The organism is Bartonella sp. MR100HLJHH, assembly GCF_042194215.1.
In the GTDB taxonomy this organism is placed as follows: Bacteria; Pseudomonadota; Alphaproteobacteria; order Rhizobiales; family Rhizobiaceae; genus Bartonella; species Bartonella grahamii.
Genome location: NZ_JBHIMR010000002.1, coordinates 241,851 through 264,227 on the forward strand (window position 1 = coordinate 241,851; position 22,377 = coordinate 264,227).

16 protein-coding genes are annotated in these 22,377 nt (G+C 39.4%); 15 read left to right on the top strand and 1 reads right to left on the bottom strand.

Annotation, left to right across the window (positions count from 1 at the left end; all coding sequences use genetic code 11):
* Positions 1 to 1,357 precede the first annotated feature (1,357 nt).
* From ACFIJ7_RS02365 to ACFIJ7_RS02380, 4 genes are all read left to right on the top strand, one after another.
* Positions 1,358 to 1,522 carry a DNA polymerase gene (locus ACFIJ7_RS02365; protein WP_375644541.1) on the top strand — a complete coding sequence of 55 codons (165 nt, stop codon included), beginning with the start codon at positions 1,358 to 1,360 and terminating at the stop codon, positions 1,520 to 1,522.
* 514 nt (positions 1,523 to 2,036) lie between these two features.
* Complete coding sequence (locus tag ACFIJ7_RS02370; protein ID WP_375635635.1) at positions 2,037 to 3,272, top strand: MFS transporter; 1,236 nt, start codon at positions 2,037 to 2,039, stop codon at positions 3,270 to 3,272.
* 164 nt (positions 3,273 to 3,436) lie between these two features.
* On the top strand, positions 3,437 to 3,559 hold the full coding sequence (locus ACFIJ7_RS02375) for a hypothetical protein (protein ID WP_273788452.1): 123 nt from the start codon (positions 3,437 to 3,439) through the stop codon (positions 3,557 to 3,559).
* Between the two features lie 974 nt (positions 3,560 to 4,533).
* Positions 4,534 to 4,929, top strand: coding sequence for a hypothetical protein (locus ACFIJ7_RS02380; protein ID WP_375635636.1), 396 nt, complete (start codon positions 4,534 to 4,536; stop codon positions 4,927 to 4,929).
* A 2,320-nt stretch (positions 4,930 to 7,249) separates the two neighbouring features.
* Here ACFIJ7_RS02380 and ACFIJ7_RS02385 read toward each other — a convergent pair.
* The gene (locus tag ACFIJ7_RS02385; protein ID WP_375644529.1) at positions 7,250 to 7,618 is read right to left on the bottom strand and encodes a helix-turn-helix domain-containing protein; all 369 of its coding nucleotides are present in this window, start codon (positions 7,616 to 7,618) and stop codon (positions 7,250 to 7,252) included.
* Positions 7,619 to 8,743: 1,125 nt separating this feature from the next.
* Between ACFIJ7_RS02385 and ACFIJ7_RS02390 the strand changes: the two genes are divergently transcribed.
* The 11 genes from ACFIJ7_RS02390 to ACFIJ7_RS02440 all read left to right on the top strand — a co-directional run bounded on the left by ACFIJ7_RS02390 (position 8,744) and on the right by ACFIJ7_RS02440 (position 22,000).
* Positions 8,744 to 9,088 carry a hypothetical protein gene (locus ACFIJ7_RS02390; protein ID WP_375644542.1) on the top strand — a complete coding sequence of 115 codons (345 nt, stop codon included), beginning with the start codon at positions 8,744 to 8,746 and terminating at the stop codon, positions 9,086 to 9,088.
* A 706-nt stretch (positions 9,089 to 9,794) separates the two neighbouring features.
* Complete coding sequence (locus ACFIJ7_RS02395; protein WP_375635637.1) at positions 9,795 to 11,156, top strand: PBSX family phage terminase large subunit; 1,362 nt, start codon at positions 9,795 to 9,797, stop codon at positions 11,154 to 11,156.
* Positions 11,156 to 12,997 (top strand): portal protein, encoded by a 1,842-nt coding sequence (locus ACFIJ7_RS02400; protein ID WP_375644530.1) that lies wholly within the window; start codon positions 11,156 to 11,158, stop codon positions 12,995 to 12,997. The genes ACFIJ7_RS02395 and ACFIJ7_RS02400 overlap by 1 nt, the downstream gene beginning before the upstream one ends.
* A gap of 307 nt (positions 12,998 to 13,304) precedes the next feature.
* Positions 13,305 to 14,078: a hypothetical protein gene (locus tag ACFIJ7_RS02405; RefSeq protein WP_375635639.1), complete on the top strand. Its 774-nt coding sequence runs from the start codon at positions 13,305 to 13,307 to the stop codon at positions 14,076 to 14,078.
* A 240-nt stretch (positions 14,079 to 14,318) separates the two neighbouring features.
* Positions 14,319 to 15,437, top strand: a complete 1,119-nt coding sequence (locus ACFIJ7_RS02410; RefSeq protein ID WP_375635640.1) for a N4-gp56 family major capsid protein — start codon at positions 14,319 to 14,321, stop codon at positions 15,435 to 15,437.
* A gap of 82 nt (positions 15,438 to 15,519) precedes the next feature.
* Positions 15,520 to 16,215, top strand: a complete 696-nt coding sequence (locus tag ACFIJ7_RS02415) for a hypothetical protein (RefSeq protein ID WP_375635641.1) — start codon at positions 15,520 to 15,522, stop codon at positions 16,213 to 16,215.
* Between the two features lie 502 nt (positions 16,216 to 16,717).
* Positions 16,718 to 18,181 (top strand): hypothetical protein, encoded by a 1,464-nt coding sequence (locus tag ACFIJ7_RS02420; protein WP_375635642.1) that lies wholly within the window; start codon positions 16,718 to 16,720, stop codon positions 18,179 to 18,181.
* A gap of 211 nt (positions 18,182 to 18,392) precedes the next feature.
* On the top strand, positions 18,393 to 18,875 hold the full coding sequence (locus ACFIJ7_RS02425; protein ID WP_375628924.1) for a hypothetical protein: 483 nt from the start codon (positions 18,393 to 18,395) through the stop codon (positions 18,873 to 18,875).
* A complete protein-coding gene (locus tag ACFIJ7_RS02430; RefSeq protein ID WP_375644531.1) occupies positions 18,872 to 19,996 on the top strand; it encodes a tail fiber domain-containing protein in 1,125 nt (374 codons plus the stop codon). The genes ACFIJ7_RS02425 and ACFIJ7_RS02430 overlap by 4 nt, the downstream gene beginning before the upstream one ends.
* A complete protein-coding gene (locus ACFIJ7_RS02435; RefSeq protein ID WP_375635644.1) occupies positions 19,993 to 20,997 on the top strand; it encodes a phage tail protein in 1,005 nt (334 codons plus the stop codon). Before ACFIJ7_RS02430 ends, ACFIJ7_RS02435 begins: the two co-directional genes overlap by 4 nt.
* 847 nt (positions 20,998 to 21,844) lie before the next feature.
* Positions 21,845 to 22,000, top strand: a complete 156-nt coding sequence (locus ACFIJ7_RS02440) for a hypothetical protein (RefSeq protein ID WP_375635645.1) — start codon at positions 21,845 to 21,847, stop codon at positions 21,998 to 22,000.
* Positions 22,001 to 22,377: the final 377 nt, after the last annotated feature.

Genomic DNA, 22,377 nt, shown 5'->3' on the forward strand with positions numbered 1-22,377 from the left:
CTCTTTGAGGGGGAGTGAAGAGCTGGAATATTTGAGGGCAGGGCTTGATTTGTTGAGCCTGATTAAGTGCTGTTGTTTGAGGGAGATTTGAAGTTTAAGGGTACTAGGCAAAAAGCTTTGTTCGTTTGCAGAGCAGTGCGGAGTGGTGGTTTGGAACTTTCGTTTGGCTTCGTTCTATGAAGATGTAAAAACGTGAAAATGTGAATCTGTAAAAGCAAAGCGGGGGATTTGTGGATTTATGTGTAGTCAAGATGATTTTAAATTTAAAGTACTAGGTTATTCAGCTAGTAAAGCAGAATTTCCTAGTACAGAAAAAAGACTAATACTGTACAAACAGTTCTATATTTTGATGATAAAAAAGTTCTATTTGTTATAGCAAGAACAGCTATTCGAGATTTTTTTTGATATTGTCTCTAAATTTGGAACTACCAGTCAAAATATGGGTCTAATTTATCAGTAAAATTAACTAAATCTAGTAACAATAATAGAGCTTACTATGTAATAAAATACACGGTATTGCTAATGAGACTTGACTTTAAAATAAGAATGCAAGTTCAATTTTCTAATCCAGAAACAAAAAACTTATGAGTTTAAAGATTATGAAATTTTAAACAGATATTTTAACACTGAAAAATTTATTAATCTATTACAAGAAAAAGCAGGAGCTATAATTACATTAACATAAAAATAAGCCCTCTGCTGTAACAGAGGGCTTTAAAAGCGGAAAAAATTCTCAACATTGGGGAAACAATGTCAAAAAAATCAAACTTACAAAATTTAAAACATCTTATAAATTATGCAAATTCACATCTTAGTACTTTATAGATATAAAGGCGATGGAGGAATTCGTACCTTCGGAAACCGTCACTACTAAGAATGTGTGTGAAGCTAGCAGAGAATTAAAAAAATGGCAAGCAGAAAAAAAGTTTAAACAAAAAAAGAAAACTTTGCTGTTCGTGCCCATAAATATAATGAATTAATTCCAAATAGTGCTTTTTATTGTAAAGCGTATCCAGAAACTGAAAATCAGTTAATTCACTACAATAAATATAATAACAAAATTAAACAGAAATATTGTTAAAGATAGAAGTTCTAAAAGACTGATTTAAAAAAATAATTTCTCAAAAGCTAAAGATGATATCATAAAAGATATGGTTAAAAGACATTTTATTAAAAAAGGATATTTTAAAAAAAATACGATACTTTACCAAGCCCTGTAATGAAAAATTTATCGGGAATTACAAAAGCAACTTTTTAACACCTACTTTAGAATTAAATGATGATGAGATATTAAAAAATGCATATAAAGGTGGGCTTTGTTTTTTAAATCAAGAAATGGGGACATATATATAATGGAATTGAAGTATATGATGTTAACAGTATGTACCCAGCTATGATGTTAAAACTGTTACCTATAAGTAATTCTATCTACAAAAAAGACGAAATATTCACAAATTCATATTGTGCGTGTTTTTGGTCATGGTATGGAGTGGTGCGAGGATTGGGGGAAGAGTTTTCTTGAATGGAGGGGGAAGTTTAGAGGAAGAGTGCTGTTCAGTTGTTAAGTGTGTGATGGGAGAGAAAAGGGGGAATGGAGGATGAAGAGAGTGCGCATGGATAGGAGGAGAGTGGGCTTGATTTGTTGAGCCTGACGAAGTGTTGTCGTTTGAGGGGCGGTTGGGTGTAAGCTTTGTTCTGTGGGGAAAGCTGCTTTTTGAAGTGGGGTTGTAGACCAGTGCTGGTTGGGAATTTTCATTCTTTGAGATGTGGGCTGGAAGTCAATATAATAATATAGCAGATTTTGATCTCATAATTTTTACATTCTTTCTTTTTTAAAGCAAATAAGAAAGAAAAATTAATATATTACTTGATATTGGTCTAAATGCTTATATCAAGAGGAGTATTTCTTTAAAAATTTTCACTTAACTTATTAAGCAATTTGTTAGAGTAAACAACTCTTTTGAAGTTCATATCACCAATTGTATTGAAGGGAGTGCAACTTTAACTGTAGAAAAGTTTAATATCGGATGGTTGATATGAATTTATTTTTAAAAAAGAGTCCTTTAGCTCTTTTTTCCTCTCTCTTTATTTCTAAAGTTGGTGATTATGCTTATGAAGTTGTTTTTGTTTTACTGGTCTTAGAATTAACAGATAACATCTTTTTTACAGGTCTTGTGTATTTTTTTCGATTTATCCCTTTTCTCTTTTTTGGTCCTATAGGAGGTTGGTTAGCTGATAATTTTTCTTTGAAGAAAAATATGATCTTAAGTGAACTTGTTAGATTATTAGCCTCATTATTCGTTTTTATAACCACTATAACAGGGACTGCACATATTATTGTTCTTATTTTCGCAGCAATATGTACAACGATAGGAAGAAGTATTTTCCAACCAAGTTTTCAAGCTGCTATTCCCAGAATGTTCTCAGTAAAGGATCTGACAAAGGCCAATAGCATTGCACAAATTATAGAGGAAACTGCATCCGTCATGGGTCCTTTAGTTTGTTCCCTACTGCTTTTTTTAGCAAATAAATCGGCAGTACTCATTTTTGATTTTTTTACCTATTTTATATCTATTATAGTGTTATTTAATCTCATGAATTTAAATTCAAGCGAGAATAAATCATTCAATTTTATAAAAATTTATCGAGAAACAGCTTCCTATCTTAAATATATTTCTAAAGAAAATAATAATTTATTTATTACGCTCGTTGGCTCGTCGTTTGCTATTCTCTTTACTGGTGCAATTTTAAGATTTTTAATTCCAGCTTTTGTCCTCTCTATAGGGGGAGAGGAAAGCCTTGTTAGTTATATTTTTTCTCTCATGGCTGTTGGAACTATTGTTGGTGGTTTGTTATATCATAAAATTATATTCAAGATTACATCGTTGAAACTCATGGTATTTTGGCTTCTTTATGGGGTTATTCTGTTTGTTATGCCCTTAGCTGCAGAACTTTATTTAAAACTCCTTCTCGTGTTAGCATTTGTTTTAGGATTTATTGGTGCATTTGTGGATATTAGTTTAGTCTCAGCTATTCAATTATACTCTCGTCGTGAAGATTTTGGTAAGAGTTTTGGAACTTTTTCAACTTTAGCGAACTCTGCGGAAGCAGTGTCTGGCTTTATTGCTGGACTTTTTGCACTCGTGGGATTGTTAAGCTCCTTTTTAGCTATGTCTGCATTAATTATTTCCACGGGAATGATTGGCATTTTAAAAATTAAGAAAAATAAAGATACAACATCTCTTAATACGACAGTAGATGACGACCATTGATATATTTAATATCTCCATGCCGTTTCTTTTTTCTAAGACGGTTCGTTAATTATCCTGTTCATGATGTAAAAACATCGCTCTTTGAGGGGGGAGTGAAAAGCTGGAATATTTGAGGGCAGGGCTTGATTTGTTGAGCCTGATGAAGTCCTGTCGTTTGAGGAGGGGTGTCTGAAGACTGTGGGGAGCGGATTGGCTGGGCAAAAAGCTTTGTTCGTTTACAGACCAGTGTGTATAGAGCAGCGTGGGGTGGTGAGCCTTTCCTTTGGCTTTGTTCTGTAATGACGTAAAAGCGTAAAAATGTGAATCCGTAAAAGTGAAGCGAAGGATTTGTGGATTTATATATTGTGCGTGTTTTTGGTCACGTTGGGCTTTTTTGGGCGTGGAATGTGGTGCGAGGATTGGGGGAAGAGTTTTCTTGAATGGAGGGGGACGTTGGGAGGAAGAGGGGTGTTAAGTTGTTAAGTGTATAATGGGGGGGAAAAAGGGGGAATAGAAGATGAAGAGAGTGCGCATGGATAGGTTAGGAGAGTGTGGATAAGAGGTGGTGGTGCGAAGGGATGAAGGATGATGTGTGAGGGGTAGATACCCTCCTTGGGATGGAGAAAGAATGAAAAGGGGTGGGGATAAGCTTGCCAGTGGAATTTAAGTTGTGAAGTGTTTTGTTTTTATCAAATTGTTGCGTGGTGTTTTGAAATTTCATTCGTTGTTTTGGGGTAGAGCTTCACAATTGTCTCAAAAAACACATAAAATAGCTAATGATGAGCGTAAATGAAAAACCAAAAGAAACAATATCGGTACAAATTGGTAGATAGTGGGGAAGTCGGGATCTAAATGGCCCGTAAAAACCTAAATATTCAAACAATAATTACTCTTCGAGCAAGTGATAATTTCAATGTTATGGGGATAAAAAATATCATTTTTATTGCTTGGAAAGTCATCCAATGTTTGTGCTTCTTTAATGATAAATCTGTCTTAAATAATATGTAATACAGAAAATCATGAAAATAAGTATACATATAGTATATGTATACTATATTCTTTACATATGTTTTGTGTACTTTTAACATATATATTTTTTATGTTAAGCATAAGCTTTGAGTACTATTAGAGATGGTGGTTGTTCTTTTACAAGTGAGAAATTGATTAACTAATGTTTGATTGTAAAGCAGTATGTTGTTAATGCTATTCTTAGAAAGGATGCTCTTATTTCTTGTGTAGGAGCTTCTCAAAAAAGGAAATACAATTTATAGGGGAAGTCTAGATGTCAAAATATTTATTTCCGTTGCCTCTTGTCTTGGTGGCTGGTTGTGCATCTATGAGTAATTATTCATCAAATTATGTCAGTCCTAATGTTACGAAGAGTGATATAAAATTAATTGCTAACGATTTTGTTCGTAATCTTAAAAAACCTTTACCACCAGCTACAACAACACTTATTGTGAAAAAAAATAAAACAGAAGACAACTTTACTCCTGTATTTATTAATCTCTTGCGACGGAATGGATATAACGTGATCTATACAGACCAACCAAACAAACAGCAAAATGGTGTAATCTTGACTTATCAAATAATGCCAATAAAGACAGGTATTCTGTCTATGGTTTCTTATGATGAGGTTGGAGTAACCCGTTATTATTTCCGTACTTATAATAGATGAAACCCCTTTGCCGGTTTGTCTCAAAGAAGTAGATAATGAAGAAATGTGTTTCAGGGGAAATGTTGGGATTGAATTAATCAATAAAAATTTACAGATGTGAAAATTATATATTCAGCTGACAATTACCAGTCGTCTCGTTTACAATTTCAGTATTGTAATGAAAAGAGATATCGTTTTATCTGTTCGCAATTCTTCATGTTCTGTCTCAGTTATATAGCGCTTTTATCATTTCTGTCTTATAGAAAATTACTTTCTGTTCTACAGCTCTATATGCCAATTTAATAGTCAGATCTAAACAATCAAATTCATATGAACTCTTTACGGAAATCTGTTGTTTGAGATTGTTGAAGGGTGTTTTGTTTTTATCAAATTGTCGCGTGGTGGTTTGGGAGTTTCGTTTGGCTGCGTTTTGTAAAGATGTAAAAGCGTAAAAATGTGAATCTGTGAAAGTGAGGCGGGGGATTTGTGCTTTGTGTATGCTTTTATCATGGCATGGAATGTGGTCAGAGAACTAGGGGGACGCGTTTGTGAATGGAGTGGGGAAAGGCTGGGATGAAGAGGGGTGTTAAGCGTGTTGACTGGAGAAGAGCGTGTGGGGAATATTTTAGGGCATGGCTTATCTGTCTTGTCTGATGAAATAGCCTTCTTTGAGGTGTGGGATAGCCATATGAAATAATCAACAGGGGAATCTGATAGACGAGAAATCAGATTGTTGCAGACCAGTGTTTATAGAGCAGCGTGGGGTGGTGAGCCTTTCCTTTGGCTTTGTTTTGTAATGACGTAAAAGCGTAAAAATGTATATCCGTAAAAGTGATACGGAGGATTTGTGGATTTATATATTGTGCGTGTTTTTTGTCACGTTGGGCTTTTTGGGGCATGGAATGTGGTGCGAGGATTGGGGGAAGTGTTTTCGTGAATGGAGTGGGAAAGGCTGGGATGAAGAGGGGTGTTAAATGCGTTGACTGGAGAAGAGCTTGTGGGGAATATTTTAGGGCAGGGCTTATCTGTTTTGTCTGATGAAACAGCCTTCTTTGAGGTGTGGGATAGCCATATGAAATAATCAACAGGGGAATCTGATAGACGAGAAATCAGATTGTTGCAGACCAGTGTTTATAGAGCAGCGTGGGGTGGTGAGCCTTTCCTTTGGCTTTGTTTTGTAATGACGTAAAAGCGTAAAAATGTGAATCTGTAAAAGTGATACGGAGGATTTGTGGATTTATATATTGTGCGTGTTTTTTGTCATGGTATAATGATAAATCCATTGAGCACTCCTATCTTTACGCTTGTGAAGAAGCAAGCCGGTATCATCATTATATTTGCTAGCTCGTGGGTGTTGGCTACAGCCCTTGGCACTTGAGACGGTTCATAAGAGCCATTTTTATTCCTTTCTGAATCGTTTTTTATCCACACGGGCTCTCCTTGCTTTTGACGTGCAAGCGAATGATTTTGATTGATTCAACATGGGAGAGATTTGAAATGAGAGAATCTTACGATGTTTGGAACTCTCAATCAGTATCAATAATGCTAAATTATTTCTTATAAATCAATATATTGTTATGGTATGGAGTGGTGAGAAGGAGGGGATGAGGCGAAGAGTTATGCAAACTGGAGGGGAAATGAAGAGTGCTGTTCGTGTGTTGGTTGGAGAGGAGAGTTTGGGAATAGCTGTGAACAGATTGAAAGGGGGATGTGTAAAGAGGGGATGTGTAAAGAGATGTGAAGAGAGAAAAATCGTGGTTGGCTTTTATATTCTATGCGGAATTTAACAATTATATTTGCGTCTATATTTGTATGGGGGATATCCGTGAAATGGGTGTGAGAAGCATTGAGAGATGTTTTTTTAATAAGTGGGTGAATGAGAAATATAATGGTAATCTTATTTAGAGGGGTAATCCTATTTAGAGGGGAAATCCTATTTTAGCTCTTGTTGTTTTGGACATTGTGTTTTTTATGAGAGGCGTTTTGCTGGAACGGCGTTTTGCAAGAGAGGTGTTTTGAGGGATGTGGCTCCCTTAAAGAAAAACACAAAAATATCAAAAGAAAAATATAAAAACTTGACAAGGTAAATGTAAAAAGGTATCATAATGATACAATCGGAATTGTGCGTTTAAATCAGAGAGATCTCTTGATAGAATTCTGTGAGAGGGGTGGGGATATTTTCCCAAGGTTTTGGTGTTTGTTATCCTATTTTGAAGTTTGTCATCCTATGATGTCGTAAACCGGTGCCGTAAACCGTTTTTTGAGATGTGGTGGTATCAGGCGGGCAAGGCTTTAGGCAGAGGGGGATATTGGCGAGGGATGTCGATAGGTGTGCTTTTGTCTAATCAGAAATCAACCACAAAACTGCTTTTTGTTTTTTCGGCTGGAGTTCTCTAAAGTTTTTCAAAAGTGCGTGTTCTTTTTCGCTGTATGTGTCTTGATCGTAGGGTAAGGCATGTTCCTTTGTGGGAATATCTGCTGTTAAAAGGTCCGCATAAAAAAAGTTCATAGGAACCTCTAGTTTTTTAGCAATTTCGAGCAAACACCCTGCGCTTACACGATTTAAACCTTTTTCGTATTTCTGGATTTGTTGGAAACTGACACCTAAATGGCTTCCTAATTCCTTTTGAGAAAGTCCCATTGAAATTCTTCTATAACGGATTTTTTTACCTATTGAAATGTCGTTGAAATGTGAATTCTTAATTTGCACTTCAAGCTCCCCTCCGGTTGCGAGCGCCCTCGCATTGGTATTCCGGGAGTAGTAAAGTACTGAGCTCTAGTCAGCATTTTTGCTTTTAGTGCTTATCACACCTGGACATAGCAAAATCTCCCGGAATCCCGGGACACCCACAAAGTGGGTTCATTCTTACGCTAGAGCTTAGGGCTTTACTATCCCTTATTGATCGCTGCGTAGACGACCAAAATATCCTTTGAGTGATAAAGTAATTTCAGAAGATTGGCAAGAAAAATCAAAATAATTTCAAAGACTATAAGATTGGGTACTTTTTAAAAAAGTGCGAAATCTGGATTTTTAGTTGGCACTTTAAGCCCCCCGCTGGGGGCGAGCGCCCTCGCATTGGTATTCCGGGAGGTTGAAAATACTGAACTCGAATCAGCTTTTTGCTTTTAGTGCTGACAAGCACTTGGACATAGCAAAAACTCCCGGAACTCCGAGATACCTACAAAGTGGGGTAAATTAACGTTTGAGTTTTCGGGCTTTCAAATCCCTATTTGACCGTTGCGTGGACGATCAAAAACACAAGCTCATCAATAAAGTAGTTTCAGAAGATTGGCAAGAAAATTAAAATGTTTGCTATACGGTTATAGTGTAAAATAGGGATGTTTGGGGGCGGTAATCTGATGTTAGTAGGGGAATTTACTGGGTAAGAGGTTGGATTATAGTTTAAAACCGGTGCGGGGTGGAAGCTTTATTCAGCAGAGTAAAATTTGCTTTTTGAAGTCAAATTGTAGATCAGAGCTTATCTGGCGTGTTTGATGAAACACCAATCTTTGAAGTGTCGTGATAGCCATATGAAATAATTAGCAGGGGAATCTGATAGACGAGAAATCAGATTGTTGACAGACCCGTGTTTATAGAGCGATGCGGGGTAATGGTTTGGGAGTTTCATTTGGCTTTGTTCTGTAATGATGTAAAAGCGTAAAAACGTTGATCTGTAAAAAAGGAGCAGAGGCTTTGTGCTTTGTGCGTGTTTTTTATCTTTTAGGGTGTGTTCCATTTTTTTAGATTGCTGGTTGCTTTTGAGGTTTCATTCCTGATTTTCATGTCATTTTTTGTGTTTGAGGTTTTGGTTTCTCTTTAGTTGGAAGGAACATGATGATGGTAGATGAACATTGTCTTCCCTTACGTCGAAGAGGGCGGAAAAAAGGGGCTTTGAATAAAACAACAAAGCGATTTAATGAAGCTCTTCTGACAGCGGCGGAGCAGGCTGGCTATCACTATGGTGAAGATGGGTTGGTGTCTTATCTTCAGTATCATGCTCTGAATAATCCTGTACCGTTTTTTTCGCTGCTTGCAAAAGTGTTGCCTCTTCAGGGGACTGGAGAAGGGGAGGTTAAAACAGTTTCGCGTATCGAGATTGTACCAGTGAATGCAAAAAGTATCGAACCGGAGAAGCGTGATTTTTCAGCAACGGAGGTTTGTGATATTGAAAAATGTTAGGCTGAGGTGGATGATGCGGGGTGACATCTTGGAAGAGGGCGGCTTTGGTGATTGCTTGTCTTGAGGGGATTGAAGCGGAGGCTTATCGTCTTTGTAGGCGCTCGTGATACTTGGCTTGGGTGAATGATGCCTGAGAGCCATGTGTTGGAGGAGATTTGGTGCAGGATGTTTGTGTGGTGGATATGGGATAGTGTTTTGATGGGCGAAGGGCGTGAAATTTGAGAGAAGTGTTATGTTTGCGGGATGCATGTGTTTTGGTGGGGGTATCGGGGATAGACAAGTGTGAGGATTGGTGAAGCTTGAGAGGCATGATATTTGAGGATGTTGGGCTTTGGGGATGCTTGAGAGCCATGTGCTGAGGCTATGATTTGGTGGGGGGATGCCGTGCTTTGGTTGGGGGATGACAGGGCGCGGTGTTTGAGGGGTGGGGACCCTTGGGATTTAAGGACCCTTGGGGGGGCGCATATCGTGTATATGCGGGGTCAAAGTGGTCAAAGTGGTCAAAGCGGTCAAAGCGGTCAAAGGGGGGGCTTCATGCAAAAAAGTGAAATTCATTGCGTATTAGGATGAAGAGAAGATAAAGCGCTGCTTTTGAGAAGGGCGTTTTTCGTTCAATTGCTCGTTTCTTTCAATTGCTCTGGGATAATTAAACTTGGGATAAGCAAAAGGATGAAGCGCAATTATTGCTAAAGTATGAAAATTTATAATGAAAATTGTTCAGAAAATTTCTCAAAAAATAGAGCAGAAAACGGCTCAAGTGGCTCTTATTCCAAAGCTTATTCCTGTTTTTACTGGAAAAGCAGATGTGCGAGCTGCTTGGGGAGGACGGGGTTCTGGAAAAACACGTTCTTTTGCTTTGATGTCGGCTGTTGTGGGATATCGCCATGGAATGGCTGGAGAACGCGGGATTATTCTTTGTGCAAGGCAATTTCAAAATTCTCTCAATGACAGTTCTTTGGAAGAAATTAAACGCGCTATCGAATCTTATCCTTTTTTACAAGACTATTATGACATTGGCGATAAATATATTAAATCAAAAGATGGACGGATTGTCTATGTGTTTGCTGGGCTTGATCGCAATATCGCAAGTATTAAATCAATGGGGCGCGTTTTCCTTTGCTGGGTTGATGAAGCGGAGCCGGTCACTGAGACTGCTTGGCAAACCCTCATTCCAACTTTGCGCGAAGAAGGAAAAGATTGGAATGCAGAATTATGGGTCACATGGAACCCGTGCCATGAAAATGCACCCGTGGAAAAACGTTTCCGAAATGTCGATAATCCTCATATCAAAGGGGCAGAAATTAATTGGCGTGATAATCCTCAATTTCCTGAAAAACTCAATCGTGATCGAATGGACGATTTGCAGCAAAGACCAGAGCAGTATAACCATATTTGGGAAGGCGAATATCTCCAAGCTGTCCAAGGGGCTTATTATCAGAAATGTCTTCTCGAAGCTGAAATGGAAGGGCGGATTACTACCGTTCCACGTGATCCTTTGATGCAGGTGAGAATCTTTTGGGATATCGGGGGAACAGGAGCAAAGGCCGATGCTACCGCATTGTGGGTTGCGCAATTTATTGGACGGGAAATTCGAGTGCTCGATTATTATGAAGCTCAAGGACAGCCTCTCTCAGAGCATGTGGGCTGGGTCTTTCAAAGGGGATATGAAAAGGCTCTCATGGTTTTGCCCCATGATGGCGCAACAAAAGATCGTGTTTATAATGTGAGTTTTGAAAGTGCCCTTCAACAAGCTGGGTTTCAAACTAAAGTGATCCCTAATCAAGGGACAGGCGCTGTGAAAATGCGTATCGAAGCCGTAAGGCGATTGTTTCCTGCACTATGGTTTAATCGTGAAACGACATGTGCGGGCAGAAAAGCACTCGCTTGGTATCATGAAAAGCGCGACGAACAGCGCAATATCGGACTAGGGGCTGAACATGATTGGGCTAGCCATGGGGCCGATGCCTTTGGACTGATGTGTGTGGCTTATGAACAACCAAATGCTAGAGCGCGAAAAAAACCTTATCGCTCGTTTCACCATTCTCAAACTTCATGGATGGCTTTTTAATGAATATTTCTACAGATTCTTCTTTTGATCAAATCGAAACGCTTGAAAATCAAGCACTCTTTAAAAAACTCGTGGGGTGGTATCAGGATGATATTGCCCATGTCGAAAAATGGCGAAAAAATGCCCAAGAAGATTACGATTTTTATAATGGACGGCAATGGAATGAGCAAGACTTGGCTGCCTTGCACGAACAAAACAGACCGGTCATGACTTTTAACCGTATTGCACCTTTAATTAATGCCGTGATTGGGGCTGAGCGCAATAATAAAAGACAAGTTCAATTTATTCCACGACAAGAAGGAGCAGCCTTTGCAAACCAGATTCTGACAGGGGCAGCTGAGTGGTTTCGTGATGAAGCCGATGGGGAATACGAAGATTCCGATGCCTTTCAAGATGCAATTATTTGCGGAATGGGGTGGACAGATACACGCCTTGATTATGAAGAAGATCCACAAGGAAAACCAATCATTGCGCGGCTGGACCCTATGAAAATGGTGTGGGATGCGAGTGCTGTCAAGCCTAATCTTATTGATGCACAACGCTTGTGGTATATTGATGAAAAACCTCTTGCTGTGGCTCAGGAAATGTTTCCTAATGTTCATTGGAGTGATCTTAATGCTGATTGGGTTAAACATCAGAGTTTTTTACATTCATCCAGCAATGGGATGACACAAAGTTATCAAGCTGAGAGGGGATATCAAGGAGAGTGGGAAGAGGGAGGGACCTATCAACGTCCTAAAATGGTGACATTGGTAGAATGTCGCTGGTTTGAACGCGAGGTGATTTATAAAGTTCTCGAGCCTCAAAGTGGAAAGTTTATCGATTATTCAGAGCAGGATTTCCAAAATTTAAGCAAAACCTTTCCTCATGTTCAAGCAACAAGGTTGAACAGAAAAATTGTCAAACGGGCATTTTTGGGCAGAAAGCTGCTCGAAGCGCCTGATAAGCCCTTGGTCCCACACAATCAATTGGGATGGGAATGTATTACCGGTACTTTTGATAAGTTAAGCCGGCACTTTTACGGACTTGTGCGCCCTACAAAAGATCCCCAACGGTGGGCAAACAAATATTTTAGTCAAGTGATGCATTTGCTCAATAGCCAATCAAAAGGCGGAATTATGGCAGAACGCGATGCTTTTGATGATGATCGACAAGCCCTCGAGAGTTGGGCTAGAGCCGATAGTATTACTTGGTTGAAAAGTGGTGCTGTGTCTGGGGGAAGAATTCAGCCTAAACCCGTGGCACAATTTCCGCAAGGGTTTTTCCAATTGTTTAATGAAGCAAAGAGCGCACTCGAACAGGTGACGGGGTTGTCTTCTGAATTTATTGGGACAAGAGCTGTCAATCAGCCTGGCGTTCTTGAACAACAACGGCGACAATCGTCACTTAATCTTTTGGCTTCCTTTTTTGATGGGTTGCGTCGATATCGGCAACGACAGGGGAAAATTATTCTCTATCTTATTCAAAATTATCTGTCCGATGGGCGGCTGGTCCGTATTGCTGGTGATGAAAATGCCCAGTATGTTCCACTGACACGCGAAATGGTGACAAGTTTGGAATATGATATTGTTGTGGATGATGCGCCAACAAGTCTTAATGAAAAAGAGCGTACTTTTGCACTGATCATGCAACTGCTTCCTTTGATGCAAAATTTTGCAACGCCTGAGATTATGCTCGATCTCTTACGCTATTCGCCTTTACCAGCCTCACTCATTCATAAAATTGCGATAAAGGCGCAAAATTCTCTTCAAGAAGAGCAAAATGCCTCAGCGCAGATGGGGGGTAATATGGGAACAGAGCAGATAATGCAGATGTTGCAGACAGTAAAGGCTCAACAATAGGATGCTTTATGATGCGCTCTTTCAGATGAATTTCATCTATCAGAAGTTGCTTATCTAAACAATTTCCATAGTTACCCATGTTGCTTATGTCGTGCAATGTCGCCTCTCTTTATCTCAGAAGAGCTGTTTTATTGGACAGTGTGTATTGGGGAAAATGTTCGATAGTGTTTTGTCGTCATGGTGGGGGAGCCATGTGGGGGAAATGTTGGAGCCAAAATGATGGGTAAGCATTAAGGGGATAAATGCTCTCAGGCTGTTTTATCTGAAAAATTTAATTTTATTGTTAAAAAAAGAGAAGGCTAATGTCATGGATCAAGAACACTTAACGCCGGCAGAACAAAACCAATTGAAACAGGATTATCTGCTCTCAACACAAGAGGGAGAAGACGGTGAAATTGGAAGAGAAGAAAAAACTCTTGAAGATAATTTTCAAGGGCAAACGCATCAAAAACAGTATTCTTCGCAAAAGGCTGGAAAAGAGGTTCAAGGGGGAGAAGATGCTCCGCCAGATCCGCAAAAAGACTTTATGGGCTATATGCAATGGTTGGGAAAAACACTCCAAAAACAAGGACTTGTTAATGAAAAACAACAACCTTCTCTGGCTCGCGAAGCAGAACAGTTGCATGCGTTTTTTCAGCAGTCTGTTGCAAGTGTTAAACAAAAGCATCATGATTTTGATCAAGCAGCTGATTTTATTTATGAAACGCGGGCTAAACAGTTAGCAGCTTGCGCTTCGCTCTATCCTGAGATGGCAGATCCCAAAAATATTGATGCGTTGATTGGCGATGAGTTGAAGCAGATCTTGCGCGATTGTGCGCAAAAAAATCAAAATCCGGCTGAAGTGATTTACTCTATTGCACAAAAAATTGGCTACACAAATGTTCCCAATAACATGGATGAAAATTTACAGGAAAGACACAATTCTGCACGTACACTTGCTGCTTATAACGGCTTGACGCCAAATGGGCCGATTTCTTTGGAGATGCTTGATAAAATGTCAGAAGCAGAGTTTAGCGCTTGGGTTTCTGATCCTAAAAATAAAGCTGCTTTTAATCGTTTAATGGGGGGAAGAGAATTTTAAAAATAAAAATGCGGGGGGTGTTTTTTGCAGAGAACGTGAGAGGTTTTTAGCGCAGGGAATGCGGGGGATTTCTCAAAGCACGGATGTGGTGAGGAGAGCTCTTATAAGGGGGAGGCAGACGCTAACAGAAATTAGATAAAACACACGAACAACCTATTCACCATTTGAAATGAAATGTGGTGTTTTAACAACCGGCGCTTTGCCGGGTTTTTTATGTCAATAAAACTTTTAGAGGATAAAATGACTGTAACTTATATCGGACTTAATGACCCAATGGCAGTGCGCACATGGTCTAAATTACTAAACCAAGAAGTCTCAAAAGCAATTCCGATTGCACCGTTGATTGGAAATGATTCAAACAGTATCGTACAATTAAAGGATGAAACCACGAAAGCAAGTGGGGATGCCATTAGCTTTAATTTGCGTGTGCAGTTGCTAGGCGATGGGGTGAGTGAAGGGCAGACATTGGAAGGCAATGAAGAAGCCTTACAGTTTCTCAATGATCGCTTGGCAATTAATGAACTCGTTCATGCTGTGCGTGTCAAAAATGAGGGAACGATTGATCAACAACGAATTCTCCATGATTTGCGTACCGAGGCAAAAAATGGTTTGGTTGATTGGTATGCAGATCGTCTGAGTATGATGTTCTTCATTCAAGTGTGTGGATATACCGCAAAAGCTATTAACTTTGAGGGACGTACGATTACTCTTAAACCTGTCCATTATGGTTTTAATGCGCCAACGGCACCAACCGATAAACGCATCGTGCGCCCTAATGGAAAAACAAAAGATGAAGATTTAAAATCAAACGATGTTTTTGATCTTAAGCTCATTGATAAAGCTGTCGAAAGGGCTAAATTGGCAAATCCCAAAATTAGACCCGTGCGGATCGATGGGGAAAATGTCTATGTGCTTTATCTACATCCAACCCAAGTGACGCAATTGCGAACCAATACAGATGCGGGGCAATGGCTCGACATTACCAAGGCAATCTATAGTGGAAGTCGTATCAAAAATCCGCTCTATGATGGATCTTTGGGCATGTATAATGGTGTGGTTTTGCGCGAAGCTGAACATATTACCGAAGGAGTCGAATCTGGGACGGCAAATAAAGCTGTACCAAATGTGCGTCGTGCTGTTCTCCTTGGTGCACAGAGTGCTGTGATTGCTTTTGGTAAAGATCGAGGGGCGACACGCTATAAATTGGTGGAAGAACTCTTCGATTATGAAAGAGAATTCGGGGTCGCGGCAAAAACCATTATGGGTATGAAAAAAACTTGCTTTACCTTGCCAGGAAGTACGCAAGGGGCTCAGGATTTTGGCACTATTGTCATCCCAACTTATGGAGCACCTGCTTAAAGCGAATGTTTGCTAACTTCCCCCAACAAGAGGGATCTGTTGGGGGAAAAATTTAAAATGCTTCCAGAAAAAGGACAGGATTATGACCACTTTATACACTGATCCCAAAAATCTAAACCTTACACATTCAGACCATTCTAAAACTTTTGCTTATATGGTCGCGCTTATTCAAGATGAAATTGACGATACAACAGCGGAATATTCCCTGCAAATTCAAGATTCAATTTTTACGGCTTTGCGTGTGTGTGAATGCGAACCCTTTTTCTTTAATGAAAAAAGAGAAAGGACCTTTAAAACACAAAGTGGTAAAACATGGTATGGGCAAGAAGAGGGAGTTTTTATTGAATCAGAAAAGAGCTTGGAAGGCGTCTTTTTAGCAACAAAGAATGCAACACCAACAAAGTTGTTCTTTAAGCCCTTGGAAGTGTTGCATCAACAATATGGTATGCATCCTGCGCTAGGAACGCCATTCTTTTATACGTGCCTTGATCAAAAAATAGGACTCTTTCCAACACCAGAACATGTGGAAACTATGCAGCTTTCTTATGCTCCTGTTCATTTTGCCGATGAACAGCTGAAAGAAAGCGATAATCCTTGGTTGATTTATGCTTTTGATCTTATTAAAGCACGGGCAAAATATGAACTTTATAAAAATATTCTTAAAGACCCTGAATATGCCGCCGTTTCTTTCAGAGATTTTCAAGAACAGCTTCAAGCTTTGCGCATTGAAACATCGCGCCGAAAAGGTTCCTCAAAGATTCGCCCAATGAGTTTTTAAAAGGCTTTGTTCCAAATCGTTGATGGCTGGTTTGTCCCTTATGGTTGGATAAGCGCTGGGGATTGATGGTGAAGGGCTGGTGGATGGCGCTGGGTATGCCATTATTTATGGTATCTTTTTTTTTCGACGTGTTAATCAACTTAAGGTTGTGTGCTTTGTTGAATTTTATGCCTTTAGAGTTTTAAGGGCTTTTGTGGTTTCAATCAGTAAGCTTTGGTGTTTTGAATGGTACTAGGATCTTCAAAGATTTATGGAGAGTTTAAAGGCTTTTTCCCAGTTGTTTTGGTGATTGCGGGCGGTTGATTTTGGTCGGGCGCTGGTGGATGGCGCTGGGTATGCCATTATTTATGGTATCTTTTTTTCGATGCGTTGATCAACTTAAGGTTGTGTATTTTGTTGAATTTTATGCCTTTAGAGTTTTAAGGGCTTTTGTGGTTTTTTATCAATAAGCCTTGGTGTTTTGAATGGCACTAGGCTCTTCAAAGATTTTATGGGGGTCTTGATGGCTTTTTTCCCAATCGCTGATTATCGACCCGATGTGGCGGATATCAATGGAATTTTTACCGATGAACTTGTTAATGTGCTACCGGCTGATGGCTCCTATATTCCTATGCCAAGTTTTGAACCTTTATCAGAGCCTTGTCCTGAGCCAATTTTAGGTGCTCTTGCGGTTAAAACAAAAAATGGGGTTTCTATTATTGTTGGGACAAGAGAAAAAATATTCTTGCTTGATAATACAACAATGAAGTGGAAGGATATTAGCCAAAAAGGAAAATCTTATCTTGCTAATGTTGATGCTCCGTGGTCTTTTGCTTTATTTGGTGATTTTATCATTGCAGTGAATGCCAATGATAAACCACAAGTGATTGATATTAATCATGATAAAAAATTTAGAAATTTAGGGGGAAATCCACCACAAGCAGGGATTGTTCGAATCTGGGGAGATTTCGTTTGTTTGATGAAATTAACCGAGCATCCAAGGCGGGTTCATTGGTCTGGATTAAATGATGCTGAATTTTGGACCGTGGGGAAAAAAAGTTGCGATTATCAAGATTTTCCTGATGGCGGATTCGTCCAAGGGGCAACTGAGACAACAAATCCAATTATCTTTATGCGTTCTGCAATCTATGCTGGTTCTTTTATCCCTGGCTCTAAGATTATTTTTAGTTTCCAAAAAATTCACGATAAACGAGGTGCAAAAAATGCTGAATCGATTGTTTGTAGAGGCGATTTAGCATTCTTTGCCGATGAGGGCGGTTTTTATCAAATAACAAATGAGGGACAGATTATCCCTATTGGGTTCGAAAAAGTCGATCGAACGATGACCGCAAAATCAAGGCAGGATAATCTGTATACCATGTCTGCGGCTATCGATGGGGTGTATAATCGTGTTTATTGGATGGTTGATTCTGATGAGAACCTTCATAAACGTATCTTGCTCATTTATGATTGGGGATTGCAAAAATGGACAAAAGCTCTCGTGGATATCAAAATGATATTGCCTATTTTCTTAGCAGGAACAACCCTAGAAGGTCTTGATTTTGTGACTAAGAATATTGATGATTTGTCCTTTTCTCTCGATAGTAAAGCTTGGAAAAATGAATCGCCTATTCTGGGGGCATTTGATCAACAGGGGAGACTGGGTTCGTTTTCTGGGGGGGCTATGGCTTGTGTTGTGACATCACAAGAAATGGGGCAGACAAATGGCATGATAACACGGGTGAAAAATATTATGCCTCAAGTCAATAGTGGAAAGTTTTATTTGTCTGTGGGAATGCGCTTTCGACAATCTCTTGAAGAGGAAACTGTTTGGTTGCCAGAAAAACAGCCTTCTTATAATACTGGACAAATTCATTGTCGCGCAAGGGCACGGTTTTATCGCTTTAAATTGCGCATTCCTGAAGGGGTGAATTGGACTCATGTCACTGGATTTGATGTGGAATTGACGCGAGCCGGTATGCGATAGGCCAAAGCCTTTATAAACAAAGGAACAAGGTGGTGCGTTATGCTTCATGCTTTTCTGCGATAAAGGAAAAATAGTCTGCACAATGGCTTATTTTTATAAAGAAGAAAGTTTCCTATTTGTTATGACAAAGGGATGATGGGGCTTCTTTTCTTTTTTTGTGCGGTAAGTATGGAACGTGAGAAATGCGTAGGGGGATGTTATTTAAGGGGAGATGAGTGATAAAGCTAAAAGAGCCAAAGTTATGATGCAAGAGAGTCAAGATTTGTATTCTGCTCATTTGACAGAGCAATGGCCATGGGAAAAAATCGCTCCCTATCAAGAGGCACTCAATGCTGCATTGAAAAAATATGCTCAGCGCTTTCCTGATGATGTTTGTCTGGAAAAAATTGCTGAAGAAATCGCTACAGGACAAGCACAATTGTGGCTGGTCTTAAAAAATAAAATCCAATTTAGTGCTTTTGCAATAACCAAAGTTGAAATAACCCATACAGGGAAAAAATGCGTCGTTCTCTCAGATCTTGCTGGAGAGGGAGGGCTGAAATTGGTCAAATTGATTGATGAAGTCGAAAAATGGGCGCGAACAATTAATGCTGAAGAAATGCACATGTTTGGAAGAACTGGATGGGCGAAAAGGCTCGCTCATCACGGATATTCTCGTAATCTTATTCAATATAGAAAGGTTCTCAAGCCATGAGTAGAAAAACCACACCTCAAGTGCAGACAACAACACAAACAAATGCTCCACCTGCTTGGGCGGCTGATATTTTTAAACAAGCCAGTGCTGATGCACTAGGACTTTATAATAAAGGAATTGGCGGCAACGTTTATCAGGGAGACAGAGTCGCTGGTCTTAGCGATATGACAAAAAATGCTCTGACCGGTTTACAACAAGCAGCAGGGCTCTATAACAATCCAACGGTAACGCAATGGTTGAATGCACCAACCAACAGCGCTACAAATCTTTCCAGTATGGCTAAGGGAAGCTGGATTGGAAGCAATAGTAAATTTAATACTGCATTGCAAAATGCCCTGAATAAAACTTCCGATGCAATTAATCAGTCGATGTCTGGGGCAGGACGTTATGGCTCTGGGGCTCACACCGGTGTGCTGGCCGATGAACTAGGCGCTTTAGCAACAAATGCTGCAGCACAGCAATATAATCAAGATATTAACAATATGATGAATGCAAACCAGATGATTGATCGCTCTCAGAATGATCAGGTTAATGCGGCAAATAGCTATTATCAAGGACAGAGTAATGTGCAAAGCAATGCTTTGAAAGGGGGCATGATTCAAGATGTAAATCGTCAAAATATCTTAGATGCTGAACGCCAAAAATGGTCAGAAAAAGATAATCAAGATTGGAACCGATTGCAAAGCTTGTTACAGATAGGAACACAGGCTGCTGGAAATTACGGAACGACTTCAGGAAAATCCACGACAATGCCTTCTGTGACAAAAGATCCATTGCGTGATGCGCAGCAAGTACTTGGATTGGTAGGAGGAATTTTAGGGCTTTGTGATGTGAGAGCAAAAGAAAATATTATCCCTGTGGGGCAGAAAAAGGGATATCCACTTTATACCTTTAATTATAAAGGAAATCCACAACGTTATCAGGGCGTTATGGCGCAAGACGTATTGCGTGTGAAGCCTGAAGCTGTTTATGTCAATGCAAAAACAAAGTTATTGCATGTTGATTATGACAAAATAGGACTGAAAATGGACAAAATACCGGCATCTAAAAATAAAATTGCGGCTTTCTTTTCTTCATTTTTTGCTCGTTTTCCCTTTTTGAAAAAAGAGTATCTTCTATGAGTTCGATTTATGATTGGTCAATTATCGCATCAGAAAATGCTTATGTCGATGAGAGTATAAACTGGGCAGAAGGGCAACCGCCAAGCACAGTCAATGATAGTGCCCGCGCTATGATGCAACGCATCAAAGAATATTTGTTGGATAATGGGGGCGGGATTGAAACACAGTTTACTGTCGATGTGGAAAACGAGAGGACATCACTTCGTTTGGCGACAAAGTCTTTTTTTGAGACTTATATGGATGGCATTGTTGTGCGCTTTAAAGCACAAGGCGTCAACAGAGGAATAACAAATGTTTCTTTAAATCAATTGCCGCCAAGACCAACTTATATGGCAACGCCAGAGGGTATTATGCCTTTAAAAGGGGGGGAAATTCAAAAGGGGGGGCTTTATGAAATCGTCTATACGTGTGATATTGCCGGAAAAAATGCTGATGGATGGTTTTTAACCAATCCTACTATAAAACTTCCTGAAATTCCGCCCTTTCCTCCTTTGCCTGAAACTTTTTCTTCTGGATTTATTGGGACTTTTGCTACAGAAAAAATACCCTCTGGATGGTTACTCTGTGATGGTAAAGAATATTCGCGAAAGAACTATGCCAATCTCTTTGCTGTTTTGGGGGAAACGTGGGGAAAAGGAGACGGGAGAACAACATTCAATGTTCCCGATTTGCGTGGAATGTTTTTACGGGGGCTCGATAGTGGAAAAGCAATTGATAAAGGACGTCGCTTGGGAAGTCGACAAGAAGAGTCTTTTAAATCTCATACCCATGAAGGAAAAACAGATTCAACAGGTAACCACCAGCATAGTTATCCAATGATTGACAAGGTAGTTTGGGATATGAATCACGGTGAATATTATAGAAATCTGGCTCAAGTCTACAATAAAGATCGGTTAACGAAGGCTGCGGGAGAGCATGAACATAAGGTCTTGTTGCAAAAAACAGGGGGGGATGAAACACGCCCCGTCAATATGGCGGTGGTTTATGCTGTTAAAGCCTGAGAATAAAAGCTTTGAGAGAGAAATATAAAAATGAGCAAAATATCTGTTATGAGAAAAAGTCTTATAGAATATATTGTGCAGAAAGTTTTGAGGCGCTTTAGAAAAAAACTGAACTCTCTTTATTATTTTATTTTTTGTGCTGCCTTTGTTGGATGTCTAAAGGTAAGTTTGCCTATTGTTCTTTAGAGGATCAAGACAGTAATTATTGAAGGTAGGGGTAAAAGAGAACAAAAAATCTTCCTTTATTCATAGAGTTTTTTTCTGAGGAATAAAGATTTTATCCAAAAGGCTCCCTCTTGTGGTATCGTGATACATTGTTTAAGGTGCTGGGTTTAAAGCACTGGGTTTAAAGCGCTGGTGGGCGATGACAAAAAGCCCATGGATAAAATTTTATCTTGTTATACCGTAAAACACCGTCATTAAAACACTATTATTGAAGCTGGTGATATGGTGATATAAGGAAAATAAGACATACAATACTTGATCCATTTAAGTATTGAAGAGACATCTATTCAGGGGATGGGGTGCTTCGTTAAGCCTTATGCAAGTGAATTATATAAGGTGAGCAGCAGACGGAATCCCTTCAGAGTAGTTGGATTGTTTCAAACCGATGTGGGGCTAAAATCTTCGTCCTTTTAGGTGGCGGGAAGAGATCAATGGATATGTTTATTTAAAGAGAGAAAAGGCAAAATGGTGCTCTCCTTCTTTTGGGTAGAGCGTGTATGCAAAAAGCGTTCATTCTTTCAAAATGGGCATTTTATTGGCTAGAGCAGATTGGCGATGCGTTTAACACATGGTGAGTAATTGAACTCTCTTAGATGGCATTTTTTACTTGTTAGGAAACTTCTTGAAACAGAATGAGAGTGATACGAGAAAATCTGTAAAACAATGGTTTATCCCGTTGTGTCGTAAAATACCATTGTTTGAGATGCGGTTAAAACTTTATGCATTGGGATGTTTTTCGTCTGTGCGTATTCTTAAAGCAGCGTTTTTTGTAGAATAACTCTAGACAAGGCTGCATTACAAGGATGCATTTAAAGGGGGTAAGCCAAATCCATTAGATAAGAAGTCAGATTGTTTACAGATTGTTGTTTATCGATTGGCATTGTTTGAAGATCGGTGGGCGTGGCTTTGTCATTTTGGGGAAAGCCAACAAAGCAGCAAGGTGACATGCATTTTTCTTTGGTTTCAGGTGATAAAATCATCATTTTAGGTGGAAAACAGACTATAATCTAAAAAAATACCTTGTAAAAATTTTCAATGAGGAAATTTTTTTCAAAAGCCTTTCACATAGTTGTCTGAGGTTGTCTGAGGTTGTCTGAGGTTGTCTGAGGTTGTCTGAGGTTGTCTGAGGTTGTCTGAGGTTGTCTGAGGTTGTCT

Coding starts and splice junctions, on each gene's coding strand:
- ACFIJ7_RS02390 (WP_375644542.1), top strand. CDS start 8,744: ATGATGGTAGATGAACATTGTCTTCCCTTACGTCGAAGAGGGCGGAAA.
- ACFIJ7_RS02380 (WP_375635636.1), top strand. CDS start 4,534: ATGTCAAAATATTTATTTCCGTTGCCTCTTGTCTTGGTGGCTGGTTGT.
- ACFIJ7_RS02415 (WP_375635641.1), top strand. CDS start 15,520: ATGACCACTTTATACACTGATCCCAAAAATCTAAACCTTACACATTCA.
- ACFIJ7_RS02410 (WP_375635640.1), top strand. CDS start 14,319: ATGACTGTAACTTATATCGGACTTAATGACCCAATGGCAGTGCGCACA.
- ACFIJ7_RS02400 (WP_375644530.1), top strand. CDS start 11,156: ATGAATATTTCTACAGATTCTTCTTTTGATCAAATCGAAACGCTTGAA.
- ACFIJ7_RS02420 (WP_375635642.1), top strand. CDS start 16,718: ATGGCTTTTTTCCCAATCGCTGATTATCGACCCGATGTGGCGGATATC.
- ACFIJ7_RS02395 (WP_375635637.1), top strand. CDS start 9,795: ATGAAAATTGTTCAGAAAATTTCTCAAAAAATAGAGCAGAAAACGGCT.
- ACFIJ7_RS02405 (WP_375635639.1), top strand. CDS start 13,305: ATGGATCAAGAACACTTAACGCCGGCAGAACAAAACCAATTGAAACAG.
- ACFIJ7_RS02430 (WP_375644531.1), top strand. CDS start 18,872: ATGAGTAGAAAAACCACACCTCAAGTGCAGACAACAACACAAACAAAT.
- ACFIJ7_RS02370 (WP_375635635.1), top strand. CDS start 2,037: ATGAATTTATTTTTAAAAAAGAGTCCTTTAGCTCTTTTTTCCTCTCTC.
- ACFIJ7_RS02425 (WP_375628924.1), top strand. CDS start 18,393: ATGAGTGATAAAGCTAAAAGAGCCAAAGTTATGATGCAAGAGAGTCAA.
- ACFIJ7_RS02435 (WP_375635644.1), top strand. CDS start 19,993: ATGAGTTCGATTTATGATTGGTCAATTATCGCATCAGAAAATGCTTAT.